Origin of the sequence: Conexibacter woesei Iso977N, from assembly GCF_000424625.1 — a bacterium.
Taxonomy (GTDB): Bacteria; Actinomycetota; Thermoleophilia; order Solirubrobacterales; family Solirubrobacteraceae; genus Baekduia; species Baekduia woesei_A.
On sequence record NZ_AUKG01000001.1, the window covers coordinates 1,846,033 to 1,861,003 of the forward strand.

The 14,971-nt window shown below is 72.4% G+C and carries 14 protein-coding genes; 13 read left to right on the forward strand and 1 reads right to left on the reverse strand.

All coding sequences use genetic code 11. From position 1 onward, the window contains the following. Window positions 1-59: 59 nt before the first annotated feature. From H030_RS36740 to H030_RS30655, 13 genes are all read left to right on the forward strand, one after another. Window positions 60-662: a helix-turn-helix transcriptional regulator gene (locus tag H030_RS36740; RefSeq protein WP_051222140.1), complete on the forward strand. Its 603-nt coding sequence runs from the start codon at window positions 60-62 to the stop codon at window positions 660-662. Between the two features lie 5 nt (window positions 663-667). After that, the gene (locus H030_RS30625) at window positions 668-1,561 is read left to right on the forward strand and encodes a glycosyltransferase family 2 protein (protein WP_231398421.1); all 894 of its coding nucleotides are present in this window, start codon (window positions 668-670) and stop codon (window positions 1,559-1,561) included. Beyond that, complete coding sequence (locus H030_RS36745; protein ID WP_051222144.1) at window positions 1,558-2,544, forward strand: glycosyltransferase family 2 protein; 987 nt, start codon at window positions 1,558-1,560, stop codon at window positions 2,542-2,544. The genes H030_RS30625 and H030_RS36745 overlap by 4 nt, the downstream gene beginning before the upstream one ends. Beyond that, window positions 2,541-3,494 (forward strand): glycosyltransferase, encoded by a 954-nt coding sequence (locus H030_RS36750; protein WP_051222146.1) that lies wholly within the window; start codon window positions 2,541-2,543, stop codon window positions 3,492-3,494. The genes H030_RS36745 and H030_RS36750 overlap by 4 nt, the downstream gene beginning before the upstream one ends. Next, window positions 3,491-5,023, forward strand: coding sequence for an oligosaccharide flippase family protein (locus H030_RS0109085; protein WP_027005886.1), 1,533 nt, complete (start codon window positions 3,491-3,493; stop codon window positions 5,021-5,023). Before H030_RS36750 ends, H030_RS0109085 begins: the two co-directional genes overlap by 4 nt. 7 nt (window positions 5,024-5,030) lie before the next feature. Next, window positions 5,031-5,606 carry an acyltransferase gene (locus H030_RS30640; protein WP_051222148.1) on the forward strand — a complete coding sequence of 192 codons (576 nt, stop codon included), beginning with the start codon at window positions 5,031-5,033 and terminating at the stop codon, window positions 5,604-5,606. 62 nt (window positions 5,607-5,668) lie between these two features. Next, window positions 5,669-6,685 (forward strand): NAD-dependent epimerase/dehydratase family protein, encoded by a 1,017-nt coding sequence (locus H030_RS0109095; RefSeq protein WP_051222475.1) that lies wholly within the window; start codon window positions 5,669-5,671, stop codon window positions 6,683-6,685. After that, the gene (locus H030_RS0109100) at window positions 6,685-7,821 is read left to right on the forward strand and encodes a DegT/DnrJ/EryC1/StrS family aminotransferase (RefSeq protein ID WP_027005888.1); all 1,137 of its coding nucleotides are present in this window, start codon (window positions 6,685-6,687) and stop codon (window positions 7,819-7,821) included. Before H030_RS0109095 ends, H030_RS0109100 begins: the two co-directional genes overlap by 1 nt. A gap of 33 nt (window positions 7,822-7,854) precedes the next feature. Next, window positions 7,855-8,565: a sugar transferase gene (locus H030_RS30645; protein WP_081690629.1), complete on the forward strand. Its 711-nt coding sequence runs from the start codon at window positions 7,855-7,857 to the stop codon at window positions 8,563-8,565. Between the two features lie 3 nt (window positions 8,566-8,568). Beyond that, window positions 8,569-9,810 (forward strand): glycosyltransferase family 4 protein, encoded by a 1,242-nt coding sequence (locus tag H030_RS30650; RefSeq protein ID WP_051222150.1) that lies wholly within the window; start codon window positions 8,569-8,571, stop codon window positions 9,808-9,810. 46 nt (window positions 9,811-9,856) lie between these two features. Next, window positions 9,857-10,804, forward strand: a complete 948-nt coding sequence (locus H030_RS0109115; protein ID WP_027005889.1) for a calcium-binding protein — start codon at window positions 9,857-9,859, stop codon at window positions 10,802-10,804. A 19-nt stretch (window positions 10,805-10,823) separates the two neighbouring features. Next, the gene (locus H030_RS0109120) at window positions 10,824-11,765 is read left to right on the forward strand and encodes a calcium-binding protein (protein ID WP_155891936.1); all 942 of its coding nucleotides are present in this window, start codon (window positions 10,824-10,826) and stop codon (window positions 11,763-11,765) included. A 16-nt stretch (window positions 11,766-11,781) separates the two neighbouring features. After that, a complete protein-coding gene (locus H030_RS30655; RefSeq protein WP_051222152.1) occupies window positions 11,782-12,984 on the forward strand; it encodes an acyltransferase family protein in 1,203 nt (400 codons plus the stop codon). Here the strand turns inward: H030_RS30655 and H030_RS0109130 are convergent. Beyond that, window positions 12,977-14,785: a right-handed parallel beta-helix repeat-containing protein gene (locus H030_RS0109130; RefSeq protein ID WP_027005891.1), complete on the reverse strand. Its 1,809-nt coding sequence runs from the start codon at window positions 14,783-14,785 to the stop codon at window positions 12,977-12,979. The two genes, H030_RS30655 and H030_RS0109130, sit on opposite strands and share 8 nt — an antisense overlap. Between the last annotated feature and the right edge of the window lie 186 nt (window positions 14,786-14,971).

Below are 14,971 nucleotides of genomic sequence, written 5' to 3' on the forward strand. Positions count from 1 at the left end.
ATGAGGGACCGCGTGCGCCCGGTGTGGAAGCGATGCCGCCGTTGCACCGTTGTTCTGGCATGAGACCGACGCAGGCGCCCGCGCGTGCCGCCGCTGCGACGCCCGTGCGCGGCGGCGACGCCCCCGCGCACGCCCGTGTCGCCGCGCTCCTGACCGGCGTCGTGGCGCCGGGCGTGACGGTCCTGCTCGCGGGTTCCGACCCGGCCGCTGAGGTTCGCGCAGCGCTCGCAGAGGGTGCGCGGTCGCGGATCGTCGTCGTCGTCTCCGGCGCGCCGACGCCGGGCGCGCTGCGCCGCCTGCTGACCGCCGGCGCGGCCGGGATCGTCCCCGCCGCCGAGCTCGACACCGCGCTGGCGCCGACCTGCCACGCGGTCGCCGCCGGCCAGCTGGCCGTGCCGCTCGGGATGGTCCGCCAGGTCGCGCGGCCGTCGCTATCGCATCGCGAGAAGCAGGTGCTCGGCCTGGTCGTCGAGGGCTGCACGAACCGCGAGATCGCGACGCGCCTGTTCGTGGCCGAGAGCACGGTCAAGACACATCTGGCGTCGGTCTACGACAAGCTCGGCGCGCACTCGCGCGCCGACGTCGCCGCGCGCGTCCTGGACCCCGACAGCGGCTACGAGCCGTCGATGCTGCTGGCCCCCGTCACGGGCGCGCAGGCGTGAGCGACATGTCCATGTTGATCGTCAGCCCCGTGTTCAACGAGGCCAAGCACCTGGACCGGACCGCCGCGGCGATCGCTGCGCAGGTCGTCAAGCCCGACCGCTGGGTCATCGTCGACGACGGCTCCAGCGACGACACGCTCGCGATCGCCCACCGCTGGGCGGAGCAGCTCGACTTCGTCACGGTCCTGCAGGCCGACGACGGCGACGAGGGCCCGGACCGCCTCGCGCTCGCCCGCGAGGCCCGCGCCTTCAACCAAGCCCTACAACATGCCGACTGGCGCCGGTACGACTACATCGGCAAGCTCGACGGCGACGTCGAGCTGCCGCCCGAGTGGTTCGCGCAGCTGCTGGCCCGCATGGAGGCCGACCCGGAGCTCGGCATCGGCGGCGGGCGCCTGATCGAGCCCTCGCCCGGCGGCTGGAAGATGATCCCGATCCCCGCCCACCACGTGCACGGCGCGGTCAAGCTCTACCGCCGCGAGTGCCTGGAGGCGATCGGCGGCGTCCAGGAGCGCCTGGCGTGGGACACGATCGACGAGACCTACGCGCGCATGCGCGGGTACAGGACGCTCAGCCCGCCCGACCTCGTCGGCCGCCACCACCGCGCCTGGGGCTCGGCCGACGGCCGCCTGCGCGGCAAGGCCCGCCACGGCGAGTGCGCGTGGATCCTGCACCACCCGCCGCTGTGGACGGCGCTGCGGATCTTCAAGCTCGGCCGCGTCCCGCCCTACGGCCTGTCGGGCCTCGCCTACTTCCACGGCTACGTCCGCGCGGCGCTGCGCCGCACGCCCCGCGTCGACGACCCGGAGTTCCGGCGCTTCGTCCGCCGCGAGCTGCGCGGCCGCATGACCGGCCGCGTGAGAATCGCGCCCTCCCGTGCGTTGATGGGGCGACGATGATCACGCCACGCCTCAGGGCGCCCACGATCTCGGCGGTCATCGCCGCCTACCAATCGCAGGACACGCTCGTCGAGGCGCTCGACTCCGTGCTCGGCCAGACGCGCCCGCCCGACGAGGTCGTCGTCGTCGATGACGGCTCGACCGACGCGACGCCGGAGATCCTGGCCTCCTACGGCGACCGCATCCAGGTGGTCCGGCAGGAGAACGCCGGCTACCCCGCCGCGATGAACCGCGCGATCGCCACGGCGACGGGCGACGTCGTCGCGCCGATCGGCGCCGACGACATCTGGCTGCCGCAGAAGCTCGAGTGGCAGGCCGAGGCGCTGGAGCGCCACCCGGACGTCGGCGTGCACTTCGGCCACGCCGTCCTGTTCGGGCGCATCGAGGGCGACCACCCGCGCCCGCGCGACACCGGCGTGCTCGACAACCGGCGGCTGTGGGACGACTTCTTCGAGATCAACGTCATCAACACGCCCGGCGTCGTCATCGACCGCCAGGTCTTCGCCCGCGTCGGCTGGTTCGCCGACCGCTTCCTGGCCGACGACTACCAGTTCTTCTTCAACGCGATGCGGGCCGGGATCCGGTTCTACTACGAGCCGCGCGCGATCGTCCGCTACCGGATGCACGACAACAACATCACCAACGCGACGCTCGAGCTGCGCGAGGCGATGATGCAGGTGCGCCGCGCCAACGCCGACCGCGTCACCGACCCCGAGCTGGTCGACCGGATGCTCTCGGCCGAGCTGTTCAAGATCGGCCGCCTGCGCGCCGACGAGGGCCGCACCGCCGACGCGCGCACCGCCTTCCGCGAGGCGCTGGGCCACCGGCGCGGCGCGGTCGTGTCGGCCAACGCCCGCGCGGTCGCGTGGCTTGCCCTGCTCTCGCTGCCGAGCAGCGTCCGCAACGGCCTGACGCGCGGGGCCATTGGCGCCAGCCGCGGGTTCGACACCCTGCGCGGCGGGCGCAGCCCCGCACTGCCGTGAGCACGACCCGGCCTGTCGTCAGCGTCGTCGTCGCGGCCTACAACGGCGAGGCGCACGTGGGGGAGACGATCGCCGCGATCCTCGGGCAGACCCGCGCGCCCGACGAGGTCGTCGTCGTCGACGACGGCTCGACCGACGGCACGCCCGACGTGCTGGCGTCCTTCGGCGACGCGATCCAGGTGTTCCACCAGCACAACTCCGGCGCCGCGGGCGCCTACGCGCAGGCGTACGCGCGTGCCCGTGGAGACTGGGTCGCGCGCTGCGACGCCGACGACGTCTGGCTGCCGGAGAAGCTGGAGCTGCAGCTCGAGGCGCTCGCCGTCCGGCCCGAGACCGACGTGGTCGTGACCGGCGCGACCGTCTTCGGCCGCGGGGCCGAGCGCCCGTTCTCGGCGCTGCCGCCGGCCGACGGGCTCGACGACCCGCTCCTCTTCGCGCGCCACGTCTACCGCGCCAACCCGATCTGCTCCTCGACCGCGCTGATCCGCGCGTCGTTGTTGAAGGACCTGCCCGAGCCCACGCCGCGCCTGCCGTGCGAGGACTACGAGCTCTGGCTGCACCTGCTCCGCGCCGGTGCGCGCTTCCACTGGGACCCGGAGGCGCTCGTCCGTTACCGCCAGCACTCGAGCAACGTCACCAACAACCGGGTCGCGATGGAGCGCTCGGCGCTGGCGATGCACCGGGCGTTCGCCGACCTGCCGCAGGACCGCGCGCTCGTGCGCCGGACCTGCGCCCGCGACCTGGCCACGATCGGCCGCCTGCTCGCCGACGACGGCGACGACGCGCAGGCGCGCGCCGCCTTCGCCGGCTCGCTGCGCGCGCGGCCGACCGCGTTCGCGCTCGCGTGGGCGCTGCTGCTCAGCCTGCCCCGCGGCCTGCGCCGCCGCGCCGTCGGCGCGGCGCTGGCGCTGGTCCGCGGCGAGCGCGGCCGCGCCGAGGCAGCGACATGACCGACGCGCAGCACCCCGAGCCCGAGCACGACCTCAAGACGGCCGCCGAGCACGGCGTCCGCTGGGCGGCGATCTCGCGGCCGGCGATCGAGGTCGTCCTGCTGGCCTCGATGGTCGTCATCGCGCGCCTGATCTCCCCGGCCGAGTACGGCCGCTTCGCGGTCGTCACCGCGCTGTCGGAGCTGGCGATCGCGATCCCGTCCCAGGGCGTCGGGACCGCGATGGTCCAGATGGAGTCGGTGACGCGCCGCCACCAGCAGGCCGGCGCGCTGCTGGGCATCGGCATCTCGGTCGTGCTCGTCGCGTTGGCCTACATCTTGGGCTGGCTGGTGATCGGCCCGGTCTTCGGCGGCCGCACCGAGCACCTCGTCCATCTCGCGACGCCGGGCTTCCTGCTCGCCGGGATCGCCGCGGTCCCGATGGCGATGCTCACCCGCCGCCTGGAGTTCAAGTGGCTGAGCCTGATCGACGTCGGCAACACGATGACGCGCGCGGCCGCGTCGGTCGCGCTCGCGCTCGCCGGGCTCAACGCCGAGGCGCTGATCTACGGCGGCCTGCTGGCCGGCGCGCTGGCCACCGGGATCGCGCTGATCAAGGCGCCGCCGCCGCTGCCGCGCTACGAGCGGGACGCGGTGCGCGACATCCGCAGGCTCGGCGTCCCGGCGGCCGGCGCGGCGCTGAGCTGGGTCGGCTTCCGCAACTGCGACTACGCGATCGTCGGCGCGCGGCTGGGCGCGGTCCAGGCCGGCCTCTACTTCCGCGCCTACACGCTGGCGGTCGAGTACCAGAAGAAGGTCTCGCTGGTCGTCGGCCAGGTCGGCTTCCCGGTCCTCGCGCGCGCCACGAGCCCGGAGGCGCTGGAGGAGATGCGCGGCCGGATGGTCCAGGTGCTGAGCGTCGTGCTGTTCCCGCTGCTGGCGATCCTCGCGGTGACCGCCCCGGTGCTGATCCCGTTCGTGTTCGGCGACGACTGGGCGCCGGCCGTCGCGCCGACGCAGGTGCTCGCGCTCGGCGGCGCGTCGACGCTGGTCATCGACGCGATCGGCGCGTCGTTGATGGCGCGGCGGCGCACGCACACGGTCCTCGTCTTCGGCTGGGCGCACTTCGTCGTCTACGCGGGGGCGGTCCTGCTGATCGCGCCGCTGGGCCTGACCGCGGTCGCGCTCGGCGCCGCGCTGATCCACACCGGGTTCATGGTGGTCGGCTACTGGCTGATGCTGCGCGACTCCGACGAGCGCCTGTGGACGTGCATCGCCGACGACCTCGCGCCCGCCGTCGTGTCGTGCGTCGTTCTGGCCGGCGGCGCGCTGGCGGTCGACGTCGTGCTCAACGCCGCCAACGTCGGCGAGGCGGCTCGGCTGGTCCTCGTCAGCACCGCCGGCGGCGTGACCTACCTGGTCGCGCTGCGCGGCCTGTTCCCGAAGACGTGGGACCTGGTGCTCGGCTTCGCCGGCGGCGTCGTGCCGGCCAACCGCCTGCCGCGCCTGCATCGCGGGCTCGTCCTGCTGGCCCGGACGTCGGAGGGCTAGGCGCGCCGTGCTCGGGATCGACGGCGAGCGCCTGCTGCTTCAGGCGCGCATCCTGAAGTACCGGCGGCTGTCGACGTGCCCGCACGTCAGCGGGCCCGACCCGGTCGTCGTGCAGCCCGTCCTGTTCCTGGGCCCGGGCCGGATCGCGCTGGGGCGCGACGTCGAGTTCGGGTGGAAGACGTCGCGCGGCTTCCACACCGGCTACTGCCACGTCGAGGCCGCGACGCCGGAGGCGTCGATCCGGATCGGCGACGGCGTCCAGCTCAACAACGACATCATGCTCAAGAGCGAGGGCCCGGGGATCGTGATCGGCGACCGCACGCTGATCGGCTCGCAGGTCACGATCTACGACAGCGACTTCCACGAGCTGCACCCGGACCGCCGCCGCGGCGGGACCCCCTCGATGGGCCAGGTCGTGCTCGGCGAGAACGTGTTCGTCGGCGACGGCGCGACGATCCTCAAGGGCGTGGAGATCGGCCGCGATTCCGTGGTCGGTGCAGGGAGTGTCGTGACCGCATCGATCCCGCCGGGCGTGATCGCGGCCGGCAACCCGGCGCGCGTGGTCCGGCCGCTGGCACCCTGACCTTCGGGGAGGATCGCTCAGCGGATGGAAGAAGCGCGCGCACCCGCGCGTTGATCGTCCAGATGAGCACTCCCAACCGAACCGCAGGCCCCTCTCTGACGGGCGACCGCGCCTTCGTGACGGGCGGCGGCGGCGCCATCGGGTCCAACCTCGTCGACCAGCTCGTGCAGGCCGGGGCGAGCGAGGTCGTCGTCCTCGACAACTTCGTCCGCGGCCGCCGCGACAACCTCGCCTGGGCGCTGGAGCACGGCAACGTCAACCTGGTCATCGGCGACATCTGCGACCGCGACCTCGTCCGCGAGCTCACGCGCGGCGCCGACCTCGTCTTCCACCTGGCGGCGCTGCGGATCACGCAGTGCGCCGAGGAGCCGCGGCTGGCCAACGAGGTCCTGGTCGACGGCACCTTCAACGTCGTCGAGGCGGCCGCGGCCGAGAACGTCCGCAAGCTGATCCTGTCGTCGTCGGCCTCGATCTACGGCCTCGCCGAGACGTTCCCGACGCGCGAGGACCACCACCCCTACGCCAACGACACGCTCTACGGCGCGGCCAAGGTCTACAACGAGGCGCTGCTGCGCAGCTACCACGCGATGACCGGGCTGGACTACGTCGCGCTGCGCTACTTCAACGTCTACGGCGAGCGCATGGACATCCACGGGCTCTACACCGAGGTGCTCGTCCGCTGGATGGAGCGGATCTCCGCGGGCCAGCCGCCGATCATCCTCGGCGACGGCAAGCAGACGATGGACTTCGTCTTCATCGCCGACATCGCGCGCGCCAACGTCCTGGCCGCCGCGGCCGACGTCACCGACGAGACCTACAACATCGCCTCCTCGGCCGAGACGAGCCTCGGCGAGCTCGCCCAGATGCTGCTCAAGGTGATGGGGTCCGACCTCGACGTCGAGTACGGCCCGGAGCGCAAGGTCAACGGCGTCACGCGCCGGCTGGCCGACGTCTCCAAGGCGCGCGAGCAGCTCGGCTGGGTCCCCGAGATCGACCTCGAGGAGGGCCTGACCCGCCTGGTCGACTGGTGGCAGCGCGAGCGCGCGCACGAGAGCCCGCTCGCGGCGAAGGCGTCGTGATGCAGGTCCCGTTCGCCAAGCCGACGTTCAGCGGCCACGAGGGCGAGGTCGTCGCCGCGGTGATCGCCTCCGGCTGGGTCTCGCAAGGCCCGAAGGTCGCCGAGTTCGAGCAGCGCTTCGCCGACCTGGTCGGCGCCGAGGCCGCGGTCGCGGTCTCCAACTGCACGACGGCGCTGGCGCTGGCGCTCTACGCCGAGGGCGTCGGCCCGGGCGACGAGGTGATCGTGCCGTCGCTGTCGTTCATCGCCACCGCCAACGCGGTCTGGACGCTGGGCGCGACGCCGGTCTTCGCCGACATCGACCCGATGACCTACAACTTGGATGCCGAGGCGACGCGGCGCGCGATCACGCCTCAGACCAAGGCCATCATGCCGGTCCACCAGGTCGGCCTGCCCGCCGACATGGACGCGTTCTTCGCCCTCGCCGACGAGCACGGCCTGGCGATCGTCGAGGACGCGGCCTGCGCGATCGGCGCCAGCTACAAGGGCGCCAGGATCGGCGGCCTCGGGCCGTCGGCGTGCTTCTCGCTGCACCCGCGCAAGGTCATCACCACCGGCGAGGGCGGGATGATCACCACCCAGGACGCCGCCAAGGCCGACCGCATGCGCAAGCTGCGCCAGCACGCGATGGACCTCTCGGACCTCGCGCGCCACAGCGCGACCGGCGTCGTCTTCGAGGGCTATCCGGAGCGCGGCTTCAACTACCGGATGACCGACATGCAGGCCGCGCTCGGCCTCTGCCAGCTCGACGCGCTGCCCGGCATCCTCGCTGAGCGCACGCGCCTGGCGGAGCGCTACAACGACGCGTTCGCGGGCGTCCCGTACCTCGAGACCCCGTACACGCCGGAGCACACCGAGCGCACCTGGCAGTCCTACGCCATCCGCGTCCGGCCCGGCGCGCCCGTCGGCCGCACCGAGCTGATGGAGCTGCTGCTCGCCGAGGGCGTCCCGACGCGCCGCGGCGTGATGGCGATCCACCACGAGGGCGCCTACCCGGGCGTCACCGCCGACCTCGCGCACACCGACGCGGCCGCGGCCGACGTCCTGATGCTGCCGCTGTTCGCCGACCTCACCGACGAGCAGCAGGACCACGTGATCGATCGCGTGCTCGCCCACACCGCGGCCCTGGCCGCCTGATCGAACCCGCGCACGGATCGCACGCCGCAGACCATGGAAGCGACCACCACACCCACCGCCGCCGACGTCCTGCGCTCCGAGGCCGCCGCGGTCGAGCCGCAGACCACCGGCCTGGGCACCGCGATCGCGTGCCGCGCGCTGGACGTCGTCGTCTCGGCGACCATGTTGGTGCTGTTGGCACCGCTGCTCGCCGTGATCGCGGTGGCGATCCGGCTCGACACGCGCGGCAAGGCGATCTACCGCCAGCTGCGCGTCGGCCGCGGGCTCAGGCCGTTCACCGTCAACAAGTTCCGCTCGATGCACGCGGGCGTCGGCCACGAGAGGCACATGGCCTACGTGAAGGCCCTGATCGCCGGCGACGCGCCCGACCAGGGAAACGGCGAGCAGCCGTTCTTCAAGCTGTCGGAGGACGAGCGCGTGACGCGCGTCGGGCGGATCCTGCGCAAGACGTCGCTGGACGAGCTGCCGCAGCTGTGGAACGTCCTGCAGGGCAACATGTCGCTCGTCGGGCCGCGCCCGTGCCTGCACTATGAGCTGGAGTCCTACCCGGCGCACTGGTTCGGGCGCTTCGCCGTCAAGCCCGGCATCACCGGCCCGTGGCAGGTCGGCGGCCGGTCGCAGATCGGGCTGGAGGAGATGATCGCGCTCGACCTGCAGTACGTGCGCGAGCGCTCGTTCTGGCTCAACGTGAGGATCCTGCTCAAGACGGTCCCGGTCGTCCTCAACCGCCGCGGCGCGGCCTGAGCGATGGCGGCACGGCGCGCGCTCATCATCAGCGAGAACGCGCCGGTCCCCTCGGACCGCCGCGTGTGGAACGAGGCGTGCGCGCTGCGCGACGCCGGGTGGGACGTGACGATCGTCTGCGCGATGGGGGAGACGCGCCATCGCGACCCCTATGAGCTGCTCGACGGCGTGGCGATCCACCGCTACCCGCTGGCGCCCGCCGCCGGCGGCCTGGTCGGCTACGCGCGCGAGTACGGCCAGGCGCTGTGGCGGATCCGCAGGCTCGTCCGGCGGCTGGCCCGCGAGCAGGGGCGCTTCGACGTCGTGCACGCCTGCAACCCGCCGGACTTCCTGCTGCTGGCCGCGCGCTCGCTGCGGCGCCGCGACGGGACCGCGATGGTCTTCGACCACCACGACCTCGTGCCGGAGCTGTACCGCGCGAAGTTCGGCGAGGGTCGCTCACCGATGCACTGGGTCGCGCGGCGGCTGGAGCGGATCGCGTTCCGGATGGCCGACGTCGTCATCTGCACCAACTCCTCCTACGCCGCGGTGGCGACCGGGCGCGGCGGGCGAGACCCGCAGGACGTGTTCATCGTCCGCAACGGCCCGGACCTGGCGCGCTTCACGCCCGTCGCGCCGGACCCGTCCTGGAAGCAGGGCAAGGACGTGCTCGTCGGCTACCTCGGGATCATGGGCGCCCAGGACGGCGTCGACCACGCGCTGCGCGCGCTCGCCCACCTCGCGGGGCGCGACGACTGGCACGCGGTCCTGATCGGCGACGGCGACGAGCTGCCGGCGTTGGAGGCGCTGGCGGCCGAGCTCGGCATCGCCGACCGCGTCACGTTCGCCGGCTGGCGGCTGGACGACGACATCCGCTCGATCCTGTCGACGTGCGACGTCGCGCTGGCGCCGGATCCGCCGAGCCCGCTCAACGACGTCAGCACGATGATCAAGATCCCGGAGTACATGGCCATGGGCTGCCCCGTGGTCTCCTATGACTTGCCCGAGTCCCGCGTCTCGGCCGGCCCGTCCGCCGCCGTGTTCGCCGACCCGGGTGACAGCGCGGCGCTTGCCGCCGCGCTGGACGAGGTCCTCGGCGATGCGGACAAGCGTGCCGCGATGGCCGCCGCAGGACTCGAAGCGGTGCGCGACCGCCTCGCATGGCAGCACCAGGTGCCGGCGCTGCTGGCCGCGTACGAACGGGCCGCCGGGGGCGGCCCCGATCCCCACACGCCGCGCCCGGTCCCCGCGGCGACCCGCAGTTGATGTGCGTTCCCACACAAAACACCTGCAGGAAAGAGATCGCTTCATCATGAGCATCAACAAGAAGGCGTTGGTCGTGACGGCCGTGATCGGCGTGATGGCGCCGGCGGCTTCCGCCTCGGCCGCGACCCTCGTGGGCACCGGCACGACCAGGAACGACGGCGCGATCACGTTCACGAGCCACGCGCGCAACGCGGACCTCGTGATCGGGCCGTCGTTCAGCTACAACCAGACGATCACCGAGATGGGCTCCAAGCTCCACGTCTCGGGTCCCAACTGCACCGTGGTCGACGACCACAACGCGAACTGCGTGCTCCAGGACGCGGTCGTCGACCTCAGGGGCGGCGACGACATCGCGAAGGTCGCCGACTGGGGGCGGATGACCGTGGACGGTGGCGCGGGCAACGACCGCATCGACGCCGACGGCACGATGGCCTCGGTCACCGGTGACGGCGGCGACGACCTGCTGCTCGCCAGCTCCGACAGCACCACGACGGTCGACGGCGGCCCCGGGGCCGACACGCTGTACGCCTCCGGCCCGGGCGACAACATCACCGGCGACGACGGCAAGGACACCATCATCAGCAACACGGCGTCGCCGAGGGTCGACGGCGGCGATGGCGCGGACACGATCATCACCGTCCACGAGGTCGGGGCGGGTACCTTCAGCGGCGGCAACGGCCCCGACGTGATCGTCGCCGAGCTCCCCAACCCCGCCCGCAAGATCGAGAACGGCAGCTACGACGGCGGCGCCGGCAACGACGTCATCGACGTCACGAGGGACGGCCAGGCCGGGAGCGACCACGTCACGTGCGGTGACGGCAACGACACCGTCTACGCCGAGGCGATCGACGTCGTCGCCGCCGACTGCGAGACCGTCGTGATCGGCGCACCGCCGGCCGGCAGCCCCGCCGCCAACGCGGTCGCCAAGGGTGTCGCCTTCATGGCCGACATCAGGATCCCCCAGGTTCCCGGCCCGTTCATGCCGGGCTGGTAAGCGAGAGAGGAAGAACATGATGTTGAACCTCACCAAGTCATTCATGTTGGCCGCGGTCTGCGCCGCGGCGCTGCCCGCCGCGGCGTCGGCGGCGCCGAACGCCGACGGCACGAGCACCGTGCTGACCTACACCAGCGGCAGCCGCGCGACGGACGTCGCCTCCTCGCTGCCGGTCTCCGGGACGACGACCGTCTTCGACGCGACCGCCAACCCGACGGCGAGCGGCACCTGCGCGGTCGGCGCGGCGCACACCGTGACGTGCTCGGCGATCTTCGACGACACGGCGACGCTCGGCGGCGGCGACGACATCGCCAAGTTCGCTGCGCAGGGCCGCGTCACGGCGGCCGGTGGGTCCGGCAACGACCAGATCTACGGCTGGGGCATCGGCACGCGCCTGACCGGCGACGGCGGCGACGACCTGCTGATCGGCAGCGCCGACGGCACGGCGTTCGCCGCGGGCGGCGCGGGCGCCGACCGGATCTACGCCCACGGCGCCGGGACGAGCGTCACCGGCGACGGCGGCAGGGACACGATCGTCATCGACTCGACGCAGCCCGGAGTCGACGGCGGCGACGGAGCCGACACGATCGCGATGTCGCGCTCGGCCAACGCGGGCACGGTCGCCGGCGGCGCCGGCAACGACCTGATCGCGGCGTTCAGGTCCACCGACAGGTTCGCCACCGGCGGCGCGACCTACGACGGCGGGATCGGCAACGACACGATCGACGTGTCCGGCGACGGCACGGCGTTCGGCAACGACACGGTCACCTGCGGCGACGGCATCGACACCGTCTACGCCGACCCGACCGACACGGTCGCGGCCGACTGCGAGACGGTCGTCCTCGCCGCGCCGCCCGCCGGCAGCCCGATCGCGGCGCTGCCCGCGCTGGCCAACCAGTACAAGGTCGCGTCCGCGCTGAACCCGAGGTCGCTGCCCAACGGCCCGATCACCGGGTTCTAGGAGGAGGACGGTCATCATGCTCCCGCGGATCCGTGCCCACGTCGCCACCGCCTGGTGGGACCTCCGCACGGATCTGCGGGGCGACCGCCCGCGCGCCGGCGGCTACCGCCCGGCGCTCGACACGCTGCGCGCGGTCGCCGTCATCGCCGTCCTGCTTCTGCACGAGCGCGTGTCGTGGCTGAAGGGCGGCGGCCACGGCGTCGACCTGTTCTTCGCGCTCTCGGGCTTCCTGATCACGACGCTGCTGCTGCGCGAGCGGAAGCGGCGCGACGGCGCGATCGACGTCGGGCGCTTCTACGGCCGGCGCCTGCTGCGCCTCGGCCCGGCGCTGGCGCTGCTGTTGTTGGTGGTCTTGCCGATCGCGCTCAGCGGCCACGAGGACACCGTCAACGTCCTGGCCACCGCGACCTACAGCGCCAACTGGGTCAGCGCGCTGTCGACGCACTCGCTCGGGATGCTCGCACACACCTGGTCGCTGGCCGTCGAGGAGCAGTTCTACCTCGTCTGGCCATGCGTGGTGATCCTCAGCGCTCGGCGCTTCGGCGCGCGCGGCGTCTTCGTCGCGGCCGTGTCCGGCGCGGTGCTGTCGCTCGTCGTCCGGATCGCGCTGGCCCGCCACGGGTCGAGCCCGGACCGGCTCCTGCACGGCACCGACACGACCGCCGACCAGCTGCTGTGGGGCTGCGCGCTGGCGGCCGCGGCGACGCTGTGGCCCGAGCGGGTCCGGCAGCTCGTCCGGCTCGCGTTCGTCCCGGCCGTCGCGTTCCTGGCCGTCGTCTTCGTCCGCGACCTCCCGTACACGCACGCGGGCTACACGTTCGGCTACGCGCTGGTCGCGCTGGCCGGCGCGGCGGTCGTCGGCCGCCTCGGCCTGGGGGAGGACCGCCTGACCCGCGCGCTGGCGCCGGCCAAGGTGGTGTGGATCGGGACGATCTCCTACGGGATCTACCTGTGGCACTACCCGATCGAGTATGAGATGCCCAGCGCGCTCGCCGACCACGGCAAGGCCGTGTCGGGCGCCGCCGCGCTGGTGCTGTCGATCGCGGCCGCGACCGCGTCGTTCTACCTGGTCGAGCGCCCGCTGCAGCGGCGCTTCCACGCCCGGCTGATGCCGGGCGCGGCGCCCGCCGCGGCGCCCGTGACCGAGCCCGAGCAGACGACGAGCCCCGCCGGGGCGGAGCTCGTCGGTGCTGCGGTGGTGTCGCGGTCGGCTAGTTGATGCCGAGGTTCTTGCCGTCGCTGGCCTTGCCGGCGCCGATGGAGCCGGACGCCAGCTTGTAGCCCGCGTAGGTGGTGGGCTTCGAGCCGCCCGAGTAGGTCGGCGTGCCGCTCAGCGAGTGGCTGCCGGAGCCGTTCAGGTTGTAGTCCTGCAGGACGCCGCTGGACGACTGCGGCGACAGGACCGACACGCCGTTGGTGAAGACGTTGTCCTTCACCGTCTCGTTGGTCGAGTTCTGGCCGCCGTTGGCCTGCCCGACCTCGACGACCCAGCCGCCGATGATCGTGTTGTGGCTGATGACGTCGTTCTTGCCGCCGCCGTCGACGATCGCCCACGGGTAGCCGCCGCTGGTGCCGACCATCACGTTGTTGGTGATCGTGAACGGCGAGCCGTTGCCGTCCGGCGACATGATGCCGGTCGACGTGTCGTGGAAGTAGTTGCTGTCCACGGTGACGTTGGCGGCGCCGTAGAACTGGATCGGGTCGACGTGCTGCGAGCAGCTGCCCTGGGTCAGGTTCGAGAACTCGTTGCCCTGGATCAGGATGTTGCTCGAGCTGCCGGTGATCTGGATGCCGTCCGAGCAGCCGCCGTTGCCGAAGTGGCTGTTCTTGACGGTCGCGCCGTTGGCCGACTGCGAGAAGGACAGGCGCCCCTCCCACGTGCCCTGGGGCAGGTTGTCGAAGGTGTCACCGTCGAAGACCAGGCCGGTGACGGTGCCGAGCACCGACGTCGGGTAGGTGAACTTCGAGTTGGTGATCGCGACGTTCTTGGAGCCGTTGATGACCCAGCCGCCGAGATCCTGGATGCCGTCGAGGCGGACGTTGTTGACGTTCGACCCGAAGTTGATCTGGATCGAGACGCTGGCGCCGGAGGCCGGCTTGATCGTCACCTGCGACGACTTCGAGCCGCCGGTGAACGTGCCGTAGTTGCCGGACGCCAGGCAGATCGTCGCGCCGCCGGCGGCGTTGGAGAACGCGCTGGCGAACGTCGAGGTGGTGGCGTTGACCGTGCAGCTCGACGCCGGGGGCGTCGGGTCGGTCGTCGGCGGGGTGGTGACCGGCGGCGTGGTGACCGGCGGGGTGGTGACCGGCGGCGTCGTGACCGGCGGCGTGGTGACCGGCGGCGTGGTGACCGGCGGCGTCGGGTCGGTCGTGGGCGGCGTGGTGACCGGCGGGGTGGTGACCGGCGCGACGTCGGAGTAGATCGACGCAGCGGCGGTGCCCCAGTCGGGACCGTTGGCCCAGGTCGTCGGCAGCGCGGTCAGCGCCGTGCTCGACGAGCCGTAGGTGCGCGAGCCCGAGGCGGCCTCGCGGTACTTCACGGTGCCGGTGGTCCCGGTCGGCTGCAGGACGCCCAGCCAGTAGGTGGTGCCCTTGGTCACCTTCACTGCAGTGAACGTGCAGCGGTTCCACGCGCCCGGGGTGGGCGAGGTGATGACGCAGCGGGCGAGCCGCCTGGACGCGGCGGAGCTGCCGCTGAACAGGCCGAGCTCGACCTTCGAGCCGGTGCTGCTCTTGTCCAGGTAGATGCTCAGGCGCGTCAGCGACGCGGTCGAACCCGCGGTGAGCTTGAAGTCCTGGCCACGACCGGGCGTGTTGTAGTCGACGGTCGATCCGACGGACGAGGAGCCGATGTCGGCGCTCGCGGTCGCCGGCAGAGCGGCGGCGCATGCGGCGAGCGTCAACAACGCGCCGGTGGTGCGGCGCGAGGTGGTCGGGATGCTGCGAACGGCGTGCCGGAAGTTGGGCACGGGTGAGACCTCCGAGAGGGAGTTGATGGTCGGCGGCACGGCGACGTCCACGTCATGAGGACGCGCCAGGGGCGGTGCTGGAGGACCGGGAACACTGAACGTTGGGCATTGCCCAACGTTCAGGCTCGTCGAAGATTGGGGGCCTCGCACAATCGCGGCTCCCACACCCAGTGTCGGCTCCTCCCGCGAAGCCTCAACTAGGGATAAGGAACTCGGACGGGTATCCGACCCCCGACT

What these genes read in the sequence shown, in the direction of transcription:
- H030_RS36740 (WP_051222140.1), top strand. Translation starts at nt 60, where the DNA reads ATGAGACCGACGCAGGCGCCCGCGCGTGCCGCCGCTGCGACGCCCGTG.
- H030_RS30625 (WP_231398421.1), top strand. Translation starts at nt 668, where the DNA reads ATGTCCATGTTGATCGTCAGCCCCGTGTTCAACGAGGCCAAGCACCTG.
- H030_RS36745 (WP_051222144.1), top strand. Translation starts at nt 1,558, where the DNA reads ATGATCACGCCACGCCTCAGGGCGCCCACGATCTCGGCGGTCATCGCC.
- H030_RS0109085 (WP_027005886.1), top strand. Translation starts at nt 3,491, where the DNA reads ATGACCGACGCGCAGCACCCCGAGCCCGAGCACGACCTCAAGACGGCC.
- H030_RS0109095 (WP_051222475.1), top strand. Translation starts at nt 5,669, where the DNA reads ATGAGCACTCCCAACCGAACCGCAGGCCCCTCTCTGACGGGCGACCGC.
- H030_RS0109100 (WP_027005888.1), top strand. Translation starts at nt 6,685, where the DNA reads ATGCAGGTCCCGTTCGCCAAGCCGACGTTCAGCGGCCACGAGGGCGAG.
- H030_RS30645 (WP_081690629.1), top strand. Translation starts at nt 7,855, where the DNA reads ATGGAAGCGACCACCACACCCACCGCCGCCGACGTCCTGCGCTCCGAG.
- H030_RS30650 (WP_051222150.1), top strand. Translation starts at nt 8,569, where the DNA reads ATGGCGGCACGGCGCGCGCTCATCATCAGCGAGAACGCGCCGGTCCCC.
- H030_RS0109115 (WP_027005889.1), top strand. Translation starts at nt 9,857, where the DNA reads ATGAGCATCAACAAGAAGGCGTTGGTCGTGACGGCCGTGATCGGCGTG.
- H030_RS0109120 (WP_155891936.1), top strand. Translation starts at nt 10,824, where the DNA reads ATGTTGAACCTCACCAAGTCATTCATGTTGGCCGCGGTCTGCGCCGCG.
- H030_RS30655 (WP_051222152.1), top strand. Translation starts at nt 11,782, where the DNA reads ATGCTCCCGCGGATCCGTGCCCACGTCGCCACCGCCTGGTGGGACCTC.